Annotated in this window: 23 protein-coding genes; all 23 read right to left on the bottom strand. The window is 32.9% G+C overall.

The genetic code is table 11. From position 1 onward, the window contains the following. Positions 1-31: 31 nt before the first annotated feature. The 23 genes from OZJ21_RS04970 to ruvA all read right to left on the bottom strand — a co-directional run bounded on the left by OZJ21_RS04970 (position 32) and on the right by ruvA (position 22620). Positions 32-2392, bottom strand: coding sequence for an endonuclease MutS2 (locus OZJ21_RS04970; RefSeq protein ID WP_004564384.1), 2361 nt, complete (start codon positions 2390-2392; stop codon positions 32-34). A gap of 16 nt (positions 2393-2408) precedes the next feature. Next, entirely contained in the window at positions 2409-2903 is a 495-nt protein-coding gene (locus tag OZJ21_RS04965; RefSeq protein ID WP_004564383.1) for a CvpA family protein, read from the bottom strand. A gap of 12 nt (positions 2904-2915) precedes the next feature. After that, complete coding sequence (locus tag OZJ21_RS04960; RefSeq protein ID WP_003700529.1) at positions 2916-3149, bottom strand: cell division protein ZapA; 234 nt, start codon at positions 3147-3149, stop codon at positions 2916-2918. A gap of 102 nt (positions 3150-3251) precedes the next feature. After that, positions 3252-3548 (bottom strand): DUF1292 domain-containing protein, encoded by a 297-nt coding sequence (locus OZJ21_RS04955; protein WP_003706616.1) that lies wholly within the window; start codon positions 3546-3548, stop codon positions 3252-3254. Between the two features lie 11 nt (positions 3549-3559). Further along, a complete protein-coding gene (ruvX, locus tag OZJ21_RS04950; RefSeq protein ID WP_003703966.1) occupies positions 3560-4003 on the bottom strand; it encodes a Holliday junction resolvase RuvX in 444 nt (147 codons plus the stop codon). Further along, a complete protein-coding gene (locus tag OZJ21_RS04945) occupies positions 4003-4263 on the bottom strand; it encodes an IreB family regulatory phosphoprotein (protein WP_003703962.1) in 261 nt (86 codons plus the stop codon). Before OZJ21_RS04945 ends, ruvX begins: the two co-directional genes overlap by 1 nt. 167 nt (positions 4264-4430) lie before the next feature. Next, complete coding sequence (gene alaS, locus OZJ21_RS04940) at positions 4431-7073, bottom strand: alanine--tRNA ligase (protein WP_268857518.1); 2643 nt, start codon at positions 7071-7073, stop codon at positions 4431-4433. Positions 7074-7378: 305 nt separating this feature from the next. Beyond that, the gene (locus OZJ21_RS04935) at positions 7379-8701 is read right to left on the bottom strand and encodes a DEAD/DEAH box helicase (protein ID WP_049163886.1); all 1323 of its coding nucleotides are present in this window, start codon (positions 8699-8701) and stop codon (positions 7379-7381) included. A gap of 22 nt (positions 8702-8723) precedes the next feature. Next, positions 8724-9698 (bottom strand): DHH family phosphoesterase, encoded by a 975-nt coding sequence (locus tag OZJ21_RS04930; protein ID WP_081538097.1) that lies wholly within the window; start codon positions 9696-9698, stop codon positions 8724-8726. Between the two features lie 138 nt (positions 9699-9836). Then, positions 9837-10040 carry a hypothetical protein gene (locus OZJ21_RS04925; protein WP_003700540.1) on the bottom strand — a complete coding sequence of 68 codons (204 nt, stop codon included), beginning with the start codon at positions 10038-10040 and terminating at the stop codon, positions 9837-9839. Between the two features lie 280 nt (positions 10041-10320). Continuing rightward, entirely contained in the window at positions 10321-11514 is a 1194-nt protein-coding gene (locus tag OZJ21_RS04920; protein WP_268857517.1) for an acetate/propionate family kinase, read from the bottom strand. Positions 11515-11700: 186 nt separating this feature from the next. Next, positions 11701-12432 carry a LutC/YkgG family protein gene (locus OZJ21_RS04915; protein WP_268857516.1) on the bottom strand — a complete coding sequence of 244 codons (732 nt, stop codon included), beginning with the start codon at positions 12430-12432 and terminating at the stop codon, positions 11701-11703. Beyond that, positions 12425-13942: a LutB/LldF family L-lactate oxidation iron-sulfur protein gene (locus OZJ21_RS04910; protein ID WP_004564379.1), complete on the bottom strand. Its 1518-nt coding sequence runs from the start codon at positions 13940-13942 to the stop codon at positions 12425-12427. Before OZJ21_RS04910 ends, OZJ21_RS04915 begins: the two co-directional genes overlap by 8 nt. After that, positions 13943-14749 (bottom strand): (Fe-S)-binding protein, encoded by an 807-nt coding sequence (locus tag OZJ21_RS04905; protein WP_003700546.1) that lies wholly within the window; start codon positions 14747-14749, stop codon positions 13943-13945. Positions 14750-15070: 321 nt separating this feature from the next. Then, on the bottom strand, positions 15071-16507 hold the full coding sequence (locus OZJ21_RS04900; RefSeq protein ID WP_081534760.1) for an APC family permease: 1437 nt from the start codon (positions 16505-16507) through the stop codon (positions 15071-15073). A 188-nt stretch (positions 16508-16695) separates the two neighbouring features. Continuing rightward, complete coding sequence (locus OZJ21_RS04895; protein WP_003704690.1) at positions 16696-17136, bottom strand: hypothetical protein; 441 nt, start codon at positions 17134-17136, stop codon at positions 16696-16698. A gap of 168 nt (positions 17137-17304) precedes the next feature. Beyond that, positions 17305-17757, bottom strand: coding sequence for a universal stress protein (locus OZJ21_RS04890; RefSeq protein WP_003700550.1), 453 nt, complete (start codon positions 17755-17757; stop codon positions 17305-17307). Positions 17758-17859: 102 nt separating this feature from the next. Next, complete coding sequence (locus OZJ21_RS04885; RefSeq protein ID WP_003700552.1) at positions 17860-18156, bottom strand: hypothetical protein; 297 nt, start codon at positions 18154-18156, stop codon at positions 17860-17862. A gap of 152 nt (positions 18157-18308) precedes the next feature. Next, positions 18309-18689, bottom strand: a complete 381-nt coding sequence (gene yajC / locus OZJ21_RS04880; RefSeq protein WP_191355829.1) for a preprotein translocase subunit YajC — start codon at positions 18687-18689, stop codon at positions 18309-18311. A gap of 66 nt (positions 18690-18755) precedes the next feature. Beyond that, on the bottom strand, positions 18756-19901 hold the full coding sequence (gene tgt / locus OZJ21_RS04875; protein ID WP_191355828.1) for a tRNA guanosine(34) transglycosylase Tgt: 1146 nt from the start codon (positions 19899-19901) through the stop codon (positions 18756-18758). Positions 19902-19916: 15 nt separating this feature from the next. Continuing rightward, on the bottom strand, positions 19917-20960 hold the full coding sequence (gene queA, locus OZJ21_RS04870) for a tRNA preQ1(34) S-adenosylmethionine ribosyltransferase-isomerase QueA (RefSeq protein ID WP_003710419.1): 1044 nt from the start codon (positions 20958-20960) through the stop codon (positions 19917-19919). Between the two features lie 5 nt (positions 20961-20965). Beyond that, positions 20966-21976, bottom strand: coding sequence for a Holliday junction branch migration DNA helicase RuvB (ruvB, locus tag OZJ21_RS04865; protein WP_003700559.1), 1011 nt, complete (start codon positions 21974-21976; stop codon positions 20966-20968). A 38-nt stretch (positions 21977-22014) separates the two neighbouring features. After that, positions 22015-22620: a Holliday junction branch migration protein RuvA gene (gene ruvA, locus OZJ21_RS04860; RefSeq protein ID WP_095758662.1), complete on the bottom strand. Its 606-nt coding sequence runs from the start codon at positions 22618-22620 to the stop codon at positions 22015-22017. Positions 22621-22633: the final 13 nt, after the last annotated feature.

Raw genomic sequence — 22633 nt, 5'->3', positions numbered from 1 at the left:
CATATACAACATAAAAATCAAGTTTTTTGCCTTACTTGAAATATACCACAGTTGCTCCATTACCACCATTGTTAGGACTGGCAAACTCAAAATTCTTAACTGCTTTATTTTGCTTAAGATAATTTATAATACCTGTCCTCAACGCACCTGTACCTTTACCGTGAATAATAGTAACAGAGTTGTATCCTGCTAAAACAGCCGCATCAATGTACCTATCAACATTTACCATCGCATTTTCATAACGTTCACCACGAAGATCTAAAGTTGGTGAAACATGACTAGAACTAGATGATTTCAACACTGTTCCTGCTCTCTTAGGTTGAGTATCTTTAACCTTAATTTTTTCAAGATCACTTTCATCAATCTTCATCTTCAAAATACCCAATTGAACTTCCCAAGCATGGTTTCCTGCTTTACGTAACAGAACACCTCTTTGACCATAGGAATTAACCATAACATCGTCATTAGGGTGTAATTCTTGTTGTTTCTTAGCTTTACGTAACACTTTATTCTTTTTCAAATTAGTTTCTTGATGTAAAGCATTAACTCGACCTTGAACATCTATTAGATTTTTCTCTTCTATATTGGAAACAGCAGACATCTTCATTTTTCTAAGTTCAGAAATCAATTCATCAGATTTTTTCTTTGTTTCCTCAACAATTTGATTAGCCTTTTCCTTAGCTTGCTCTAACATATTTTCTTTTTGACGTTCAAATTGATGGAAATTAGCTTCTAAATCATGGTGCAATTCTTCAGCTTCACGCAAATATTTTCGATACGTAATCTCTTTTTCTTCTGCATCATGCCTTTTAGCAACTAAATCTGAAATCATCTCATTTAGATCTTGACTATCTTGTGAAGTAAGTTGTCTAGCAGCCATAACAATCATTTTATCTAATCCCAACCTTTGGGAAATATCAAAAGCATTACTACGACCTGGAATTCCAATTAATAAGCGATATGTTGGCTGTAATGTATTAACATCAAATTCCATACTTGCATTAATAGTATTAGGTCTTTCAAAACCATAAGCCTTAAGCTCTGGATAATGAGTTGTTGCAACTACATAACTTCCTTTAGCTCCCACGGCATCTAGAATACTGATAGCCAAAGCCGCTCCTTCTTGAGGATCTGTTCCTGCACCCAATTCATCAAATAATACTAATGATTTTTCATCTATATCCTTCAATATTTCTACAATATTAGTCATATGAGAAGAGAACGTACTCAAACTTTGCTCTATCGATTGTTCATCGCCAATATCAGCAAATATATTACCAAATATTCCAATTCTACTTTCTTCAAAAGCAGGTATATATAGACCAGATTGTCCCATCAACTGTACCAACCCTAATGTTTTTAAAGTGATTGTCTTACCACCTGTATTAGGTCCTGTTATTACAATTGCCTGATAATCCTTACCAATCATGATGTCATTTTTTACAGCTTTTTTCATATCTAGCAATGGATGCCAAACTTGTCTTAGATAAACATCATTTTCTTTTGATAAAATTGGTTCTGTTGCCTTAATACTATGTGCATACTTGGCCTTAGCATTAGTAAAGTCTAACATTCCCAAAATTTTAGCATTATTATTTAGTTCATGTGTATAAGGTGCTAACTCCTCAGACAATTCTTCCAAGATTCTATTTATTTCTTCACGTTCTGCAACCTGTTGCTGCCTTAAACGATTATTCAATTCAACAATCACTGCAGGTTCAACAAATAATGTTTGTCCTGAAGAACTTTGATCGTGTACAATACCGCCAAATTTACTACGATATTCTTGTTTAACTGGCAAAACATATCTTTCATTACGAATTGTAACCACTGCATTGCTCAAATACTTAGAATTGGTTCCTCTAGTATATGAATTTAAACGTTCACGTATAGTTTCCTCAGTTACTGAAATTTGTTGTCTAATACTCTTTAACAAAGTAGATGCATCGTCAGTTACATGTCCATCATTTTCAATTGAAACTAATAATTTTTTACTAATTTCTGGTAGACTTTCCAATTTAGCTACATCATCAAATAATACTTCTAACTTGATTTTGTTATCTGCTAAATCTTTAAAAAAACGATTAACTTCATTTGTAGCTCTCAAAACTCGTCCAATAGCCGCTAATTCTTTACTATTGAGAGTCCCACCTATATCTAATCTTTTCAAAAAACTCTTAATGGAAATAAGATTTGGAACAGGTATACCACCCTTAATTCGTAGAATGTCAGCCCCATCTTTAGTCTGTGACAGTGAATTAGCAATTTCATCATAATCAGATGATGGTTCCAACTTATCAATCAATCTCTTTCCCATTGAAGTTGTAGTAAAAGCATATAAATTTTGCTTAACTTTATCATATTCTAAAGTTTTTAATACCTTTTTATTCATAATACACCTCTTTTAACTACATACTTACTATTCGATTCATAACATTAGGAGTATTGTCTAAAATATAGACTGCTACTCTTGATTCTTCTACAGTTTGCTTAACTTTCTGGCTAGGCCAATTAGATAGTAATATTAATCCAAAAAAGATTACAACATACATCATAATAGTGGTTAAAATTCCACCCAATAATGCATTAAATTGTGAAATTACAGGTAATTTTGTAAAGCCCCTAGAAACATTCGCTAAAATTCTAACAATAATTCCACCTATAATTCCAATAATCCAAAATGAAAGAATTTTATAAAAGGTCGTCGCCAATAATCCAGATCCATCATTAATATTACTAAATAAATCCGCAATTATATTGCCAAGTGGCGATGCTAAAAATAAAGATAAGATAAATACAATGATGTAACCTAGCAAACTGACAAGTGATCCCAAAAGCCCCCTTCTTATGCCATATCTAAATGCACATATCAACAAAATTATAATTATTAATGATATTATCATCTTTGCACCGTATTATTTTTCCGTATATTTGTCTAATTCTTCTTGTAGCTCTAATTGCTCAGAAAATGCATTAATTGCTAATAAAGTCATTGCTTTTTCATCACTTATATCTGGGATTTGTTCTTTAATTTTCTCCAATTTTTCATTAGCAAGTTGAACAACTGCATTCATTCTTTCCTGACTACCCTCACCGATGATAATATATTCTTTACCACCAATTTCTATTTTAAATCTCTTTTTTCCCAAAATTACACTCAGCTCTCTAAATTAATTTTAAATAAAAACAAAGCCGACGTACACATATCAGCTTGTTAGCTATCCGTTTGTGTAACCGACTTTGCACCAGCATTATCTCATATTTTCATCGTTCAAGAAAGTATCTAGGACACCTTCTACCATTTCCCATTCTTCATCACTTTCAATATCAAACAATTCATAATCCTGGCTATCATCATTTTCATCTGGATTGAATGCGAATGCCAACACATCTACTTGTTCTTCAGGTTCAGAACCTGCTGGAATCAATAAAATATATGATTTGTCATAGTCATCTGAATGGAAATTGAACAATTCTTGGTATAAAGTTTCATTTCCTTGTTCGTCAACTAATGTAATTAAGTTTTCATCTTGATTCTGTTTTGCCATTGTCTTACTCCTTAGTTAAGTTCTTTTAATAATTTTCCTTTAGCGTCTAGATAATTTTGTAGAATTAAACTAGCAGCCAATTTATCAATAACTTTTTTACGCTTTTTTCTTGAAGCATCAGCTTGTTCAACCAACATTCTTTCTGCTTCAACGGTTGTTAGACGTTCATCAATAAAATCTATTGGTAAATTGAATTTTTCTTTTAGCAGTTCACCATATGCTTTAGCAGCTTCTACTCTTGGACCAGAAGTATTATTCATATTTTTAGGCAATCCTAATACAAATCCTACAACTTCATTTTCTTTAACCAATTCAGCTATTCTATCTAGCCCAAATTCTTGCTCATCTTCATTAATTTGAACAATTTCTACACCTTGTGCAGTCCAACCTAGCATATCACTAACAGCTACACCAACAGTTCTAGATCCTACATCTAACCCCATTAATCTGCCCACTATTTTTCCCCCTTATCTAAGTAAGCTCGTACTAACTCTTCGATAATTTCATCGCGTTCATGTTTTCTGATTAAATTACGAGCATCATTCAAACGAGGAATATATGCAGGGTCTCCTGACAATAAATAACCAACTATTTGATTAATAGGATTATAACCTTTTTCTTCCAAAGAATTATAAACCGTTTCTAAAGTCTGATGAACATCCTTTTTTTCATTTTGTCCAAAGTCAAAATACATTGTTTTATCTAATGCACTCATCGAGAACACCTCCATACACTACATTACTCTAATACCTATTGTACTAAAATGGATCACAACAAACAATTAAAAAAACTGTATTAGAAAAAATATTACTTAAAATTAATACAATAATAAAAAATGATATTGCTAAGAACTGTCATTCCTATCAATATCACTCTTTAATCTTATTTATTCAACCAATCTTCAGCAGCTTTCAATGCTTCTTGAATGCCTTCTGGTTTCTTACCACCAGCTTGTGCCAAGTCAGGACGGCCACCACCGCCACCGCCTACTTTAGGTGCGATTGCTTTAATTAAATCTCCGGCTTTATAACCTTCCTTAACTGCATCGCTACTAATAGCTGTAATTAAGTTAACCTTACCATCTGCTGTTGCAGTAGCAAGTACAAGTACATCTGAAAGTTGCTTTTCTTTCCATTGATCTGCAAGTTGTCTTAATTGACTCATGCCTGAAACGTTAACCTGACCAGCAATCAAAGTCTTGCCGTTGATTTCTTTAACATTCTTAAAGATATCTCCTGCTTGTTGACTTGCAAACTTATCTTCCAAAGCTTGTTTTTGTTGTTCAAGTAATTTAACTTGTTCTTGTAATTGTTCAATCTTACGTGGAACTTCTTTAATTTGTACTATCTTCAATTCATCAGCACTTTGACGTAATAATTGATTTCTTTCTTCTAAGAATTCAAATGCTTCTTCTGAAGTAACAGCTTCAATACGTCTTACTCCAGCACCAACACCCGATTCAGAAACAATCTTGAATAAACCAATTTCATTAGTATTAGCAACATGAGTACCACCACAGAATTCCATGGAGTAATCGCCAACTTTAACAACACGAACTGTGTCACCATACTTATCGCCAAACAAGGCAATAGCACCCATTTTTTCAGCTGATTCCTTGTCTGTAACAACTGTTTCAACTTGAATATTTTCCCAAATCTTAGCATTCACGATATCTTCAATCTTCTTCAAATCTTCTACTGTTACAGATCCTAGATTTGTGAAGTCAAAACGTAAATATGTTGGTTCAACTAATGATCCTGCTTGATGAGTATGTGAACCTAAAACATCTCTCAATGCTTGGTCTAATAAGTGAGTTGCAGTATGATTCTTCTTCACTTTATTATGGAAAGCAACATCTACTTCTAGAGAATATGTATTTTCTCTAGTCATTTCCTTAAGTGCGTGAATTGTATGCATATTTTGTCCATTTGGAGCATGTTGTACATCTTCAACTTCAGCAACAACTTCGCCAGCTTGGTTCTTGATAACACCCTTGTCAGCTACTTGTCCACCCATTTCAGCATAGAATGGTGTTTTATCAAAGATAACTTGTGCTCTAGAATCAGCTGGAACTGTATCAACTAATTCATTATCAATGATGATATCTTTTAATACACCATTAGCTTTCAATTCATGGTAACCTACATATTCACTTGGAGTTGTAATATCAGTTAATAAGCCATTTTGAACACCCATAGACTTAGCATCTGAACGAGCTGCTCTTGCACGTGCCTTTTGTTGTTCCATTTCTTCATTGAAACCTTCTTCATCAACATCAAGGCCTTCATCATTAGCATATTCTTTTGTCAATTCTAATGGGAATCCATATGTGTCATATAACTTAAATACAGGTTTTCCTGGTAATTCTTTACCACCATTTTCTTTAGTTTCAGCAATTAAGCTATCTAATAATTGCATACCATCTTTCAAAGTATCGTTGAATCTATCTTCTTCCATTTTAATAACTTTTTCGATAAATTCAGCTTGTTCTAACACTTCTGGATATGCAGATTCCATGATTTTTCCAACCACTGGAACCAACTTATAAAGGAATGCTTCATCAATTCCAAGCTTTTGACCATGCATAACTGCACGTCTGATAAGACGACGAATAACATATCCTCGACCTTCATTTGAAGGCAAAGCACCGTCACCAATAGCGAATGTAACTGCACGTGCATGATCTGCAATAACTTTAAAGGAAACATCTGCTTCTGCATTTTCACCATACTTCTTACCTGCACTTAATTCAGCAGTTTTTTCAATAATTGGTAAGAATAAGTCTGTTTCAAAGTTTGTTCGTGCATGTTGGAATACGGATACTACACGTTCTAATCCCATACCCGTATCAATGTTCTTATGTGGCAATGGTTCATATGTTCCATCTGGTTTATGATTGAATTCAGAAAATACAATATTCCAGATTTCCAAATAACGTTCATTTTCTCCACCAGGATAACTTTCAGGATCATCTTCTGGTAAATTATTCATTTCTTGACCACGATCAAAGAATATTTCTGAGTCTGGACCAGATGGACCTTCACCAATATCCCAGAAGTTATCTTCAGCTTCATAAATGTGGCTAGGATCTACCCCTACTTCTTCCCAATACTTCTTAGCATCTTTATCTTCAGGATAAACTGTGATGTACAATTTTTCCTTATCCATATCGAACCATTCAGGACTTGTTAGTAATTCCCATGCCCATGTAATAGCTTCTTTCTTGAAGTAATCACCAACAGAAAAGTTTCCTAACATTTCAAATAAAGTATGGTGACGAGCTGTATGACCTACATTTTCAATATCATTAGTTCTAATAGACTTTTGTGAACTAGTGATACGATGGTTCTTTGGAACAACTGAACCGTCAAAATATTTTTTCATTGTAGCAACACCGGAGTTAATCCACAATAAAGTTGGATCATCGTGTGGAATAAGTGGTGCACTCTTCATTACATCGTGTCCCTTACTCTTAAAAAAGTCTAAATACATTTGACGTATTTGAGCACTTGATAATTCTTTCATTTTCAAATTCCTTTCTGTTTTAAAGCCCCAAAACAATAAAACATCGTTGCTAGTAAGGACGCAATTACTACGCGGTACCACCTTACTTGCAACGATGTCATCGTTAACCACTTCATTAATAATATTCTTTTGTTATAAACATTTAGGTAGCACTGTCTAAGCCAACCTATAAGTCCTTCCAGCACCGAACTCTCTCTGTAATAGAGGTACTTAGCAGTATGTCCTAATTCAAGTCAAAGTATATGCGATAAACCGCTAGATGTCAATAGAAAAGTATTTTTTCATACTATATAAACATATACTTTTTACTTCATTTTTCTTGCTTGACGACGTGCAATTCGACGCTTTTGTTGTTCATCGCGTTTTATTGCTCGCTTAATTTTCTTTTTATAACCAGGTTTACGTTTTTTCTTTTCTTTCTTTACAAAGCCACGTAATTTAGGATCCATTGATTCTTTGCGTGTTTGGCGCTTTTCACGACGATTACGATCATATGAATCAACTATTTCACCATTTTTAACTGCTTTTGGTACAAAATGAACTCCCATACTTTCAAGTTCATCAATTAATTTTTCTTCACTTGGTTCATAAAGTGTGATTGCTGTACCTTTCATTCCATTACGTCCAGTTCTACCTACACGATGCACAAAGAATTCTAAATCTTCAGGGATGTCGTCATTGATAACATGTGAAACACCTTCAATATCAATTCCACGAGCCGCTAAATCTGTAGCTACCACAAATTGATAATCAAGATTTTGAATTTCACGCATAATTCGCTTACGTTGACGAGGTTGAATACCACCATGAACTTTAGCTACTTTCAACCCTTGAGAACGAAGATAATTTGTTAACTCATCAGCTCGTTCTTTAGTATTTGCAAATACTAATGCTAAATAAGGTTCACCCATTGTTAGCAAGTCATAAATAAGCTTATTTCTGTCTCTACCTTTAGTTGAAATTAACCAATTATCAATTGTTGGACTAATTACATGTTTGTTAGCAACAACTTCAATAACTGGATTGTACATATATTTTCTTAAAAACGGACGTAATTTTTCTGGAATAGTAGCTGAAAAGACTAGCATTTGTAAGTCTTTAGGTAAAGTCGATGCTATTGCATCTGTTTCTTTTAAAAATCCTAAATCCAATGTCATATCTGCTTCATCCACTACTAAATAGTGAGCATTATGGATATCAAGTGCATTTTCTCTCACTAAATCCAATATACGTCCTGGTGTTCCAATTACTAATTGTGGTTGATGAGATTTCAGCTTCTCAATTTGTCTTTGCTTATCTGTTCCACCAACATAGTTTTGAATCCAAATATCTTCAGGAGAAAACTTCGCTAGTTGCTTTGCTGCTTCATAAATTTGGTATGCTAATTCCCTACTTGGTGTTGTGATCACTGCCTGAACTTCATCTTTCTGTGCATTAAGATTTTGAAAGATAGGTAATAAGAACGTATGAGTTTTACCACTACCAGTTTGTGATTGTCCTACCACGCTCTTGCCCTTTAAAATAGTCGGAATTAAACGAGCTTGAACTTCAGTAGGTTCTTTAAAATTAATTTCGTCTAATGCTTGATAAATATACTCTTTAAAATTAAATTCTCTAAAATTTGCCATTAAATTTCTTCACCTCGATTGATTACCAGTCTGTCATGTCATGTTCTTCAGCAAATTTCTTTGCTAATCCGTCTAATTTTTCAATATAAGCTGGAATTTCGTTAGCATCATCTATTCTTGCACCACTTGCTAATGGATGACCGCCACCTTGATATTCTTTAGCTAATTCATTGATCACAGGGCCCTTTGAGCGTATTCGTAAACGATATGTACCATCTTTTTGTTGTACAAATACTGTCCAACAAATTGTAGTATTAATTTTACCTAGAAGTGGTACTACTGCAGATGTTCCTGCATCGCCCAAATCAAATTCTTCGATTTTATCATGATTTAATATGATGTAAGCTGCATTATTCTTAGTAATTTTCATATTTTCATACACATAAGCAGATAAACGAGCTACGGGTAAAGTTATACTATCTAAACGACGATTTATCTTGCTAGTATCAATACCAGTTCTCATTAGAGAAGCTACTACTTCCATTGTATGTGCAGTTGTTGCGTCATACATAAATCTTCCAGTATCACTGGAAATACCAGCATATAGTTTTTCAGCAACTTCAGCAGTTAATTCTAATTTTCCTTCTGAAGCTAGAATTAAATCATGGATAATTTCTGAGCAACTTGAAGCATTGGTATTAACTAAGCTCAAGTCACCATATTGGTCATCATTAGGATGATGGTCAATCTTAATCAAAAAATCACCTTTATTATATCTATCATCATCCACTCTTGGTGTATTAGCTGTATCGGTAACAATTACTAAAGCATTCTTGTAAGTTTCATCTGGTAAATCTTCATTTTCAACTGTAATCCAATTTAATCCAGGAATATTTTTCCCTACTTGATATACTTTCTTTGCTGGAAAGCTTTGCATAATAGCTGTTGCCAATCCACCTTGTGATCCATAAGCATCTGGATCCGGATGTTGGTGACGATGAATAATAATCGTATCATACTCTTCTATTTTTTGGATTATTTCTTTTTCTACTGTCATTTTAAGACTCCTCGTATTTCACTATTCTACCTTACTAAGTATACCGATTATTTACTGTAATTACAAAATTATTCAATTTAAAAATCCTTGCATCAACAGCATCAGTACTGTCAAATACAAGGATACTAACTTTCAATATTAATCCTCAGCAGCTTGAATTGCATCTAAAATTATGCCTAATTGTTCTTTTTCTGCTTCTGCTTCTTTATGTTTTTTCTCATATTCCTCGAGTAAGTGTCGGCCTCGTGCCGAATTATTTATCTTTTCACAAACATCTTTTAACTCGCTTGCCTTTTTCTCAGCTTCTTCATACTCATGTTGTATGTCGAGTTTATTGCCCATGATAAAGTCCTCCTAAAATCTAATTGACCTAAATAAAATATCATGTTTCAATCAAAAAGTGAACCTTTTTATTTTACTTTTTGGTTACAAAATTTTAAATACATCATCCATTTTAATATGTTCAATATATAACTTGCACCAGATATTTTATTAATCACCTCGATTATATTAGCTATCTTCCCTATAATATTATTATAACAATTTTTTGAAATCGAATACATTAAATTAAAACAAAAGAACTAAAGATATTCTCATATCATCTTTAGTTCTTTCTCTATATTTATTTTACTTCTTTTTCTAATTTTTGAACATCTCTTGCAATCATTAATTCTTCATTGGTTGGAATTCTTAGTACTTTAATAGTGGAATCTTCGCCTGAAATCACTCCTGCTGAACCATGCTTACTATTTTCTTCTTCATCAATTGTGATTCCCAAATATGCTAAACGTTCCATGACTAACTTTCTAATTGGTGTTGAGTTTTCCCCGATACCAGCAGTAAATACAATCGTATCAACGCCACCCATTTCAGCTATATATGAACCGATGTATTTAACAACATTTTTCACAAAAATATCAACTGCTAGCTGAGCTCTCTCATTATCATCTGCTGCCGCTAAAACATCACGCATATCTGATGAAACTCCTGAAATACCAATTAAACCAGCTTTATGATTTAAAATATCTATCATTTCAGAACTATTAATTTCTAGTTTTTCCATCATGAAAGAAACTAATGATGCATCAATATCACCTGCACGTGTAGCCATTGTAATTCCTGCTAATGGCGTGAATCCCATTGAAGTATCAAAAGACTTTCCATTCATTGTTGCACAAATTGATGCGCCTGCTCCCAAATGGCAAGTTATGATTTTTAAATCTTCAAATGGTTTGTTTAATAATTTAGCAGCTTCATGAGCTACATAACGATGACTTGTACCATGTGCACCATACTTTCTTACATGATATTTTTCATACCATTCATATGGGATAGAATACATGTAATTTGTTTTAGGCATTGTTTGATGATATGCAGTATCAAATACAGCTACAGATACTGCATTTGGCAATAATTCCTTAAATACTCTAATACCAACTAATTCTGCAGGATTATGCAAAGGCGCATATTCAGCCAATTCATCAATTTTATTCATAACATCTTCATCAACAATTACAGATTTATCAAAGTATTCACCACCAGCAACTACACGATGTCCAACCCCTGTAATTTCATTAAAATCATTAATTAATTTTAATTCTTTGAATAAGCTCAACAAAACATGTACAGCTTGATTATGATCTTTCAATTCTCTTTGCTCATCATATTTTTTACCATCATATTTAATAGTAACACGAGAATTATCAATTCCAATACGGTCAAAAAGCCCTTTAGCTAGGACTTTCTCATCAGGCATTGCAAATAATTTAAATTTTAAACTTGAGCTTCCAGAATTTATTGAAAGAATTTTTTCCATACCAACACGACCTTATCTTATTATTTAACCGTTTACATTATATACTATAACAGATAAATATATTTATTTCATTTTAAATTTTTTATACAAATTAATAAAATTTAATTAAAAGTCTATATTTTGTACAACGCTTTATCAAATAAAAAAAAAGCAGAAGACTTCGTAAATCTTCTGCTTCTAACGATCTTACATATCCTCTACTACTAAGTAAGTACAATCTAACGGTCCATGAACCCCTACAACTAATTCCATTTCAATATCACCAGAATTAGAAGGTCCTGAAATAAAGTTAATCGCTGAGGTTTCTAATTCTCTACTACCTAGTCGTTTTTCATAGTTTTCTACAGCTACTCTAGTAGATGGAACTAAACCACTTTTAGGAACTAATGCCAAATAGTGCGTTGGTAAGAAGTTAAACCCTCTTCCTTGTTCTGGACTAACAGTAACAGTAATAGTTCCTGTATTAGCGATTAAATAATCAGCAAACCCTATTGCAATATCAGCATCATTTGCCAAATTTTCGTTTTCCATCCTACTCAAATCATTTGTCCAATAATCAACCTTTTCAGCTCCAGAATTATTTAACCATTCTTTTAAATGGAAATTCTCCCATTTTTCATCGCCAAAACTAGGTAACATTAATTTCTTAGCTTCAATCTTTTCAATATATTCTTTTAAAAATTTAGCTAATTCATCTTTCTTCTTAATAATTACTTTAGCATTAACAGATTCTGAGTTTTCTTTAGCTATTTCTAGTAACTCATCATTACTCTTGTTTATTAATACTTTATCAGGTAAATCATTTAAAGGCTTAAATTCTTTTACTTGATGGCGAGGACGTCCAGCTTTTTTAGAAATTCTATTTAAAAAGGCTTCTCTATTTTCTTTGCTATTTGCTTTATCTAATAGTTTACTCATCACCCTTTTCCCCCTTTTGTCTAATGCTTACTACTGACTCAACTGGTTGATGATTCTTATACCAATTTCTGAAGTTATCTTTACTCTTAGGGGGAACTGGAATATCACGGATATCAGACCATCCTTTAACCAATTTAGGTGCAATTTTCGGTAACTTCTTAATCTTGCCATTTTCATAAATTGTTCCATCAACATCTTGATCATTTTTTGCTTTTCCAAACATGCCTAAGCCAGCATGCTCCATTTTTAATGCTGATTGGAATAAGAATGGAGAACCTGTTCCCATACCAATTACTTTCATAATTAAGTTAGTCATACTATGATCCATATGCTTTTTGTCCATCTCTACAATTCGATGTTTCCTAATCAAATTATGTAGCGGAATTTTAACTGGACAAGTTTCTGTACATGCAGCACACAAAGAACAAGCGTATGGCAAATCTTCAAATTCTTCATAACCACCTAAAATAGGCGATAAAACTTTACCTAATGGTCCAGGATAGATAGATCCATATCCTTTACCGCCAATATGACGATATACTGGACAAACATTCATACAAGCACCACAACGAATACATTGCAAAATTGGTTCAAATTCAGTCCCTAATGCATCTGAACGTCCATTATCTAAAACAACTACCCAAAAATCTTCAGGTCCATCAACTTCACCTTCGACTTTTTTACCAGAGAAAGTACAATATGTTGTTAATTTTTGTCCTACAGCTGAACGAGCAAGCATGTTATCTAAAACTTCAGCTTCTTTCATAGATGGAACAATTCTTTCCATCCCCATTACTACAACTTGAGTTTTAGGTAAAGCCATTGTTAAATCAGCATTTCCTTCGTTTGTATCTAAATTAATGATACCTTTATCAGCTACGGCAAAATTACATCCAGTTATTCCAAAATCAGCTTTCATAAAGTAGTCGCGCAAGTATCCTCTAACAAAACGAGCTTCATGTTGAGGGTCATTGTCCCCAGTATAGCCCAATTTCTTAAACTCTTCTTGAACTTGATCACGGTTTTTATGTAAAGTTGGAAAAACAATATGTGTAGGTTCATCCCAGTTATCTTCTTGCAAAATAAATTCTGCTAGGTCACTTTCTAAAAGATTAACCCCATCTATATCTAATAAAGTCTTGTCTAAGTCAATTTCAGTAGTAACCATCGACTTGGATTTAACCACATTTTTTGCTTTTTTCTCAATTACTAATTCTTTAATAAAATTACGTGCTTCTTCCTCGGTTTGAGCAAAAAATACATGTCCACCTTGTTTTTCAACATTTTGCGAAAATTCTTCTAAATAATCAGGAAGATATTTTAAAACATGCTGTCTAATTTGTTCAGCCAAATCACGCCATTCATTCCAGTTTCCCATTTCACGTCTTGCTTTTGTTCGTTTAATAAATTGAGCGTCTTGGGCCTTAGCGACGGCAGCTTGCATAAAATGATCGCTTTTTGCATCTTCAATTCTTTCTAAATATGGCTTATCGCTAGTTGAAATTCCCATTTAAAACACCCCTTCTCCATTAGCTGGTACGACAACATGATCTGTATCCTTAATATATTTAATTCTATTTATATCAACATTATGGTTTAATACTTCAGCAATATGCATCGCTTTTATCTTATATCCTAAACGATTCATTCTACCTACAATATTCATCAAGCAAGATTCTTCTGTTCCAATTAGGATCTCAGCATCTGTATCAACAATATTCTTAACTTTTTCATCAACCATTTCTACTGAAAGTTCTGGTCTTTTAGCTGAGAAAGTACCACCAAATCCACAACATAACTGTACATTCTTTAAAGGAACTCTTTCAATATCTTTTACATGATCCAATAATACAAATGGAGCTGTTCTTTCGCCTATCAAACGCGTCATATGGCATGAACGATGGACAGTTACTTTAGCATCTAATTCCGCACCACAATCTACGACTTTTAAAACTCGGTAAATAAATTGTGTAAATTCATAAATTTTGCTATCTATTTCTGCGGCTTTAGGACCATACTCAGGATCATCTTTAAAAATATCCTTATATTCTTTAATCATAAAAACACAAGAACCCGAAGGACCAACAATGTAATCAGCATCAATACTTAGTAATGCATCAATTTCATTTTTAAACGTTTTCATACTATCTTTAGAATAGCCACTATTATATGTTGGTTGTCCACAACAAATTTGTTTTTCAGGTAATACAGTTTCACAACCCAAACGTTCTAAAACTTCTACCATCGCCATCCCTACTTTAGGAAAAAGTAAATCAACTAGACAAGTAGAAAAAATACAAACTTTTATTTTTTTCATAACACCTGACTTCTAGATTGAAGTCAGCCACCTCCTTTTAGAACGATTCTAACTTAAATTCGCTTTCATTATAACTCTTTATTTCACAAGTGTCATTAGAAAAAAAGTACATAATTTATAGTTTTTTCAAAAAAATTACTCTCAATAAATAAATTTCAATAGTTGCTTTTTACAAATAACTTCTATAATCGCTGTCAAATCAGCTATATTTAAGTTAAAGCACAAAAAAATAGATATAGATAAAATTTATTTAAATTAATAAATTATATATCTATATCTAAAATTTAATGTTTTATAAAGTTCAATCTTTAACAATCTATATTACTTAAGATTCTTTTGTAAATTAGAATGATGCATTCCATAAACTATGTATACTACTACACCAATAATAAACCAATATAATGAATACTCTTTAGCTTCGATATCCAATCCTAAGAACACAATTAAAGCACCAATAAATGCTAATGCTGGTAAAACTGGATATAGTGGCATCTTAAATCCTGGAACTGGTAAATCTTTACCTTCACGAGGTCTTAATGCATAAATACCCAAAGAAACAAACATGAACGCAATCAATGTTCCGGCAGAAATTAATTGTGATAACACTTGGAATGGGAAGAAAGCACCTAATATTACAGCAATAACTGTTAGAACAAAAAGTGCATGATTAGGCAAGTTGTTTTCATTTAAAACACCTAACCATTTAGAAAGCAAGCCATCACGTCCGAATGAATAAAGTAAACGAGAACCCGCCATCATCATTCCAATCAAAGCTGTAAACATTCCGAAAACTGCAATTGCTTGTACTACTGAAGCAATAACACCATGACCAGCTTTACGTAATGCCCAACCAACAGGCTCAGCATTTCCAGCATAACTAGAGTATTTAAACATTCCTACTAATACTAAAGCAACAGCCACAAATAAAACAACTGCAATTAACAATGAACCTAAAATCCCTCTCGGCATGGTCTTAGATGGATTTTTAGCTTCAGCAGCATTTGCAGCTATTGAATCAAATCCGATATAAGATAGGAAAATAGATGAAACACCTGCATATATTCCTTGCCAACCACCAAAATGAGTACCATTAGCATTTAAACGATGTTCTGGAATGAATGGAACATAATTACTTGCTTTAACTGCAGTAGCACCAACTATAATAAATAGAATAATAGCAAATACTTTCAAAATAACTAAAGCATTTTCTACTCTAGCAGCTTCTGATACACCTCTAGATAATAGAAATGCAACTAAAAGAATTACAACTAATGACATTAAGTCAACAATACCACCATTGGTTCCAAAAGGATTAGATAAAGAAGCTGGTAAGTTGAAACCTATTGGTGCCAACAAACCTCTAATATTAGCACTAAATCCAGAACCAACGAATGCTACAGCAATAAAATATTCAGCTAATAATGCCCAACCAGCAATCCAACCGAAAAATTCACCAAAAACGACACTTATCCATGAAAATGCTGAACCAGCAAAAGGCATGGCAGAGGACATTTCTGCATAAGCGAATGCTACCAAGCCAGCAACAACCGCAGCAACCAAGAATGAAATAGCAACAGCAGGGCCTGCATAATTAGCTGCTACAACACCAGGCAGAGTAAAGATTGAAGTCGAAACAATCGTACCGACCCCTAATGCTAAGAAATCCTTTACGGTTAACACTTGAATTAAATGTGCATCTTTCTTTTGATAAACACTAGGGTCTTCTTTAGCAAACAATCTTTTAAAAAAATTCGCCATATCTTTTTCCTCCTACTTTTAATAATGTTAGAATTATAACAAAAGTATGAGAAAAGGTCAATCTAAATAATAATTTTTTCATATTCTATTTTGATAAATACATTTTAAGTAGTTAGTCATATTAAAAAAAAACGCCATCTTATCAAGAAAGCGTTTCATTAATAAAGTATTAAAATCTACAGGTAATTTTAAAATTCAAAATCATTTTTAAATAACATATAATATAAAAATATAATTGGAGCCCCTACTAATAATATCGTATATTTTACAAATCCATATACCAATACTATCAAGTAGTGAGTACTGCTTTCACGAAAAGCATTATCTCTATCCTCAGCAGTCTCCAACCAATCTTTTTCTTCTCTACGATTACTACGACGACGATATTTAATTTCATCTTCATTTTCTTCACTATCGTCTATCTCATCTACATATTTCATTTTTTTCAATTTGTCATTTCTATATTTTAAAAATATATATGGGAAGAATAAGAAAAAGTTACTTACCAAAAAATACTCTGTTAAATATTTCCATGAATCAGTATTCATTATAACTGCTATTGCCATCAAGACGATAAAGGGAGCTAGTACTCGCAATAACGCTACCCCATATAACTTTAAAGTTTTCATACTTTCATCAATTCCCCTTCAAAATTTGATTAAAAAGCCAATAGGTTATTTCTCAACTTTTAGGTAACATAATATATATAATAGAATATTTCAAATAATGTCAAGGAAAGCATAAAAAAATATTAGTTTTTTCGCCAAAAACTAATATTCTTTACCATTATTTAAAAATTATCGAGCAATGATAACGTCACATTGAGCAGCTCGTGTTACATAATCTGTAACTGCTCCTACTAATACACGCTCAACTGGATTCAATCCTGTAGGTCCCATAACTATCAAATCTGTTTGATGATCAGCTGGGAATTCTCTAGCAATAACCGTTCTTGGTGAGCCAAAACGTGCATGAACCTCAACATCTTCTAAGCCTTGTTCTTTAGTCTTTTCTAATAGTTCATTCAAGTACTTATCAACATCCTCAAATGTTTGATAAACAACATCACCATTAGCATCGACCATTCCACCAAAACTTACAGAAAATTGCTTTAAATCAATAACATTTAAGATATCTAAATGTGCATTATTTCTTTTGGCGATTTCAGTTGCAGTTTGTAATGCCTTTTCTGCTGCTTCAGAACCATCCACTGGGGTCAAAATTCTTTTGTAGTGTTGAACTTGATTCATAATCGCTCACTCCCTTGCATCTATATATAGATTTCTCTATATATACATTATATCATTAAATGCAAGCGTTGTCGTCACATAATTACACTATCCACAATTAATTCAAAAATCTTTCAAACTAGCATGATTTAGATAGTTTCGCGAACAATTTCTAATTCTTACTAACTTATCTATTAAATCATGATCTTCAACTGCATATGTATTAATTTTTTCTAACATCTCATTATATTCTTTAATCCCTACTTCATTCCTAGCTTCCGCTTTTCCAACCCTAATTAGAGTATTTAAAATTAACTCTCCCCTATTTTCATCCCCCGACATTACAAATTCAATTCCTCTTTGTGCCTCATATAGATAAGTTCTTGCTCGATTATAACAATAATTAGTTTTATCTTTCATTTTAGTTCCTCCTCTCTTTTGTGTACACGCTTACAGTCTAAACTTTACTTCAAAAACAACCCTATTTCAAGATCAAATCTTTCTTTAACTAAAAAACCTTAACCTGTTAGAAAAGTAATTTTTCAACAAGTTAAGATTTAAAATACTTTATATTATTTTTCTTCTGTACTTTCTACATCTTCGCTTTTTTCTTCAGTACTGTTATCTTCTTCAGCTGTTGTTTCCTTATTTTCATCAACAACGGCTTTTTCTTCTGTCTTAACAGTTGTAGCAGGTGAAAGAACTCTACCAATTGCATTGATATCAAAAACTAAATAAACACCGTCACAATCTAAAGTAACTGTTTTATCTTCAGTATTGATGGAATCAATCACACCATGTAAGCGACCAATTGTAACAACTTCGTCGCCCTTCTTTAAATTATTCATCATTTCTTGATGTTGTTGCTGTTGCTTACGTTGTGGACGAATCATAAAGAAATACATCATCACAAACAACAATACAAACATAAAAATTGTATAAGTTGAACCCATTTATATTCACTCCTAAAAATTGTCTATATCTACTGTATCAAAAATATTAACAGTTTACTAGTAAATTTAGAAATTTCTCTTACTTTCATTATATCCATATTCTTCAAAGAAATGTTCTCTAAATTCTAATAAATTGTCATTCATAATAGCTTCTCTAACTTGCTTCATTAAATTAATTAAGAAATACAAGTTATGATAGCTTGTTAAGCGTAATCCAAATGTTTCATCTGCTTTTAATAAATGACGGACATAAGCTCTAGTGAAGTTATGACATGTGTAGCAGTTGCAATTATCATCTATCGGAGTAAAGTCACGTGCATACTTAGCATTTTTCACAACTAGACGTCCATGTGATGTCATACATGTACCGTTACGAGCAATTCTGGTTGGTAATACGCAGTCAAACATATCAACTCCACGAATTACCCCGTCAATTAAGGCATCAGGTGAACCAACACCCATTAAATAACGTGGTTTATTTTCTGGCAATAATGGTGTTGTAAATTCTAGAACATTATTCATTTCTGCTTTTGATTCACCAACTGATAATCCACCAATTGAATAGCCTGGAAAATCTAATGATACTAAATCTCTTGCACTTTGTTGACGTAAATCTTTATGTCCCCCACCTTGAACAATTCCAAACAATCCTTGGCGGTCAGGATACTTATGAGCCTTCAAACCACGTTCAGCCCAACGACTTGTACGCTCAACAGATTTCTTTATATAATCGTAGCTTTCAAAGAAAGGTGGACATTCATCAAAACTCATGATGATATCTGCACCTAAAGCATTTTCGATATTAATAGCTTTCTCTGGTGATAGGAAGAGTTTTTGTCCATTTAAATGATTGCGGAAATATACCCCTTCTTCTTTAATGTTTCTCAAATCAGCTAAAGAAAATACTTGGAAACCACCTGAATCAGTTAAAATACCTTTGTCCCAATTCATAAATTTATGTAAGCCACCAGCTTCTTCAACTAAATCTTCACCTGGTCTCAACCATAAATGATATGTGTTAGATAAAATAATGTTAGCACCCATTGCATCTAATTCTTCTGGTGCAATTGATTTTACTGAAGCTTGTGTCCCTACAGGCATAAACATTGGCGTTGGAAAAGTTCCATGAGGAGTTATAATTTCTCCTAATCTAGCCCCTGTATGCTTTTCTTTTTTTATCAAACGATATTTAATTGCTGGTTCTGCTGCCATATAATCCCCCTAATACTATTTAATAAACATTGCATCGCCAAAACTAAAGAAACGATATTTTTCTTCAACAGCATGCTTATAAGCATTCAAAATGTTTTCTCTTCCAGTAAATGAAGCAACTAACATTACTAAAGTGGACTTAGGTAAATGAAAGTTAGTAATGAAAGCTTGTACTACTTTCCATTCATAACCTGGCTTGATAAAGATATCTGTCCAACCACTGTCCGCTTTAATTTCACCATCATATTTAGTACCAATAGTTTCAAGAGTTCTAATGCTTGTTGTACCCGTTGCAACAATACGTCCACCATTTTTTCTAACTTCGTTTAAAGTTGCAGCTGCTTCTTCAGTTAAACGATAGAATTCACTATGCATCTTGTGATCTTCAATATTTTTTTCACTAACTGGACGGAATGTTCCTAGTCCTACGTGTAAAGTCAAGTAAACTAGTTTTACACCTTTTTCTTCAATTTTGTGTAGCAATTCTTTAGTAAAGTGTAATCCAGCAGTTGGAGCAGCTGCAGATCCTACTTCACGTGAATAAACTGTTTGATACATTTCTGGATTTTCTAATTTTTCCTTGATATAAGGTGGTAATGGCATTTCTCCTAATTTATCTAGAATTTCCATGAAGATTCCATCATATTCAAATTCAATTAAACGACCACCATGTTCCAATTCTTTAGTAACTGTTGCTTTTAAAGCTCCATCACCAAAGGAAATCTTTGTACCAACTTTAGCACGACGCGCAGGTTTAACTAAAGTTTCCCATTCATCACCATGTGTATTATTTAGTAATAAAACTTCCACATGACCACCAGTTTCCGGTTTTACACCATATATTCTTGCTGGCATAACACGAGAATCGTTCATAACCAATGCGTCACCAGGATTTAATTGATCAATTACATTATAAAAATAATCATCTTGATATTCACCAGTCTTACTATCTAGAATCAACATTCTTGATTGATCTCTTTCTTCAAGCGGTGTTTGTGCAATCAAACTTTCTGGTAAATCATAATCAAAATCTTCTGTTGTTAAATGTTTCTCTGACATCTCTCTTAACCTTCTTTATTATATTTTATTCCCAAATGTTCATAAGCAGCTAATGTTACAATTCTACCTCTTGGAGTTCGTTTAATAAATCCTATTTGCATTAAATATGGTTCAATCATATCAGCAATAGTATCACTTTCTTCACCGATATTAGCAGCAATAGTATTTAGACCCACTGGACCTCCATCATACAATTCAATCATTGCTTTTAGTAGTTTTCTATCAGTTCTATCTAAGCCTACTTTATCAACCCGCAACAAATCTAACGCAAATTGTACAATTTCCGTATCAATCTTGTCTTTATGCTTAACTTCAGCAAAGTCTCGGACTCGCTTTAAAAGACGATTAGCAACACGTGGAGTTCCACGAGAACGACGTGCTATTTCATGAGCACCCTCATCATCAATTCCTGTACTTAAAATTTGGGCAGATCTTTTAATGATTTGTGATAAGTCAACTTCATTATAATACTCCATATGACCGACAATTCCAAATCTAGCTCTTAATGGCGCAGATAAAAGTCCAGCCCTAGTGGTAGCTCCTACTAAAGTAAAGGGTGGTAGAGGAAAATGTACAGGATGTGCAGTTGGACCTTGACCAACAATAATATCAATAAAATAATCTTCCATTGCTGAATACAAGATTTCCTCTACATTTTTTGGCAAACGATGAATTTCATCAATAAATAAAACATCGCCTGGTTCTAATTCATTCAGTAAAGCTACTAAATCTCCAGGTTTTTCAATCGCTGGACCAGTAGTAGTTTTTATTTTAACGCCCATTTCATTAGCAATTACTGTTGCTAAAGTTGTTTTCCCTAAACCAGGAGGGCCGTATAGTAAAACATGATCTAATGATTCTTCTCTTTGCTTTGCAGCTTGGATATAAACACTAATTTCATCTTTCAATAATTTTTGACCAATATATTGATCGAAAGTTTGAGGACGTAAGGATTGTTCATTTAAATCTTCACCTTCAAAACTATCACCAGAAACTATTCTCTCTTCATCATACATTGAAAAAACTCCTCCTTTCCTCTAAATTATTAGAATTATTAACTCATTAATAAACGTAAACCTTGTCGTAGATAATCATCTGTTGACTTACCGCCATATTTTTCAAGTTTCTTACTAATTCTTTTAACTTCTGTTTTAGTATATCCCAAAGCACGTAATGCTTCCAAACTTTCTTTCAAATATGGTGAAGAAGCATTTAAATCTAAATCTAAGTTATCTTGTCCGGTTAACATATCGCTATCAACATCTGATAACTTACCTTTCAAATCCAAAATAATTTGTTTAGCAGTCTTTTTACCGATACCTGGAAACTTCGTCAAATATCCATCATCATCGCTGTTAATTGCATTAATCAAACCACGATTATCATCATTAGCCAGAATTGCCAATGCACTCTTAGGTCCGATTCCAGATACATCTAAAAGTTTTAAAAATAATTGTTTCTCTGAACTATTTTTAAACCCATATAAGCTTATATCATTATCTCTAACTGCTTGATAAACAAAAACTTTTTGTTCTGCATGCTCATCTTCTTCATATTTGAAAGGATTAGCAACATAAACTTGATATCCTACTCCATTTACATCAACTACAATATAGTACGGTGTTACTTCGGTTATTACACCTCTTAAATATTCATACATCTGTAATTCCTCA

This window comes from Ligilactobacillus sp. UO.C109 (assembly GCF_026847815.1).
Classification (GTDB): domain Bacteria; phylum Bacillota; class Bacilli; order Lactobacillales; family Lactobacillaceae; genus Ligilactobacillus; species Ligilactobacillus salivarius.
Note: the sequence above shows the minus strand (reverse complement) of the source record. Positions and strands in the feature narration are given on the sequence as shown.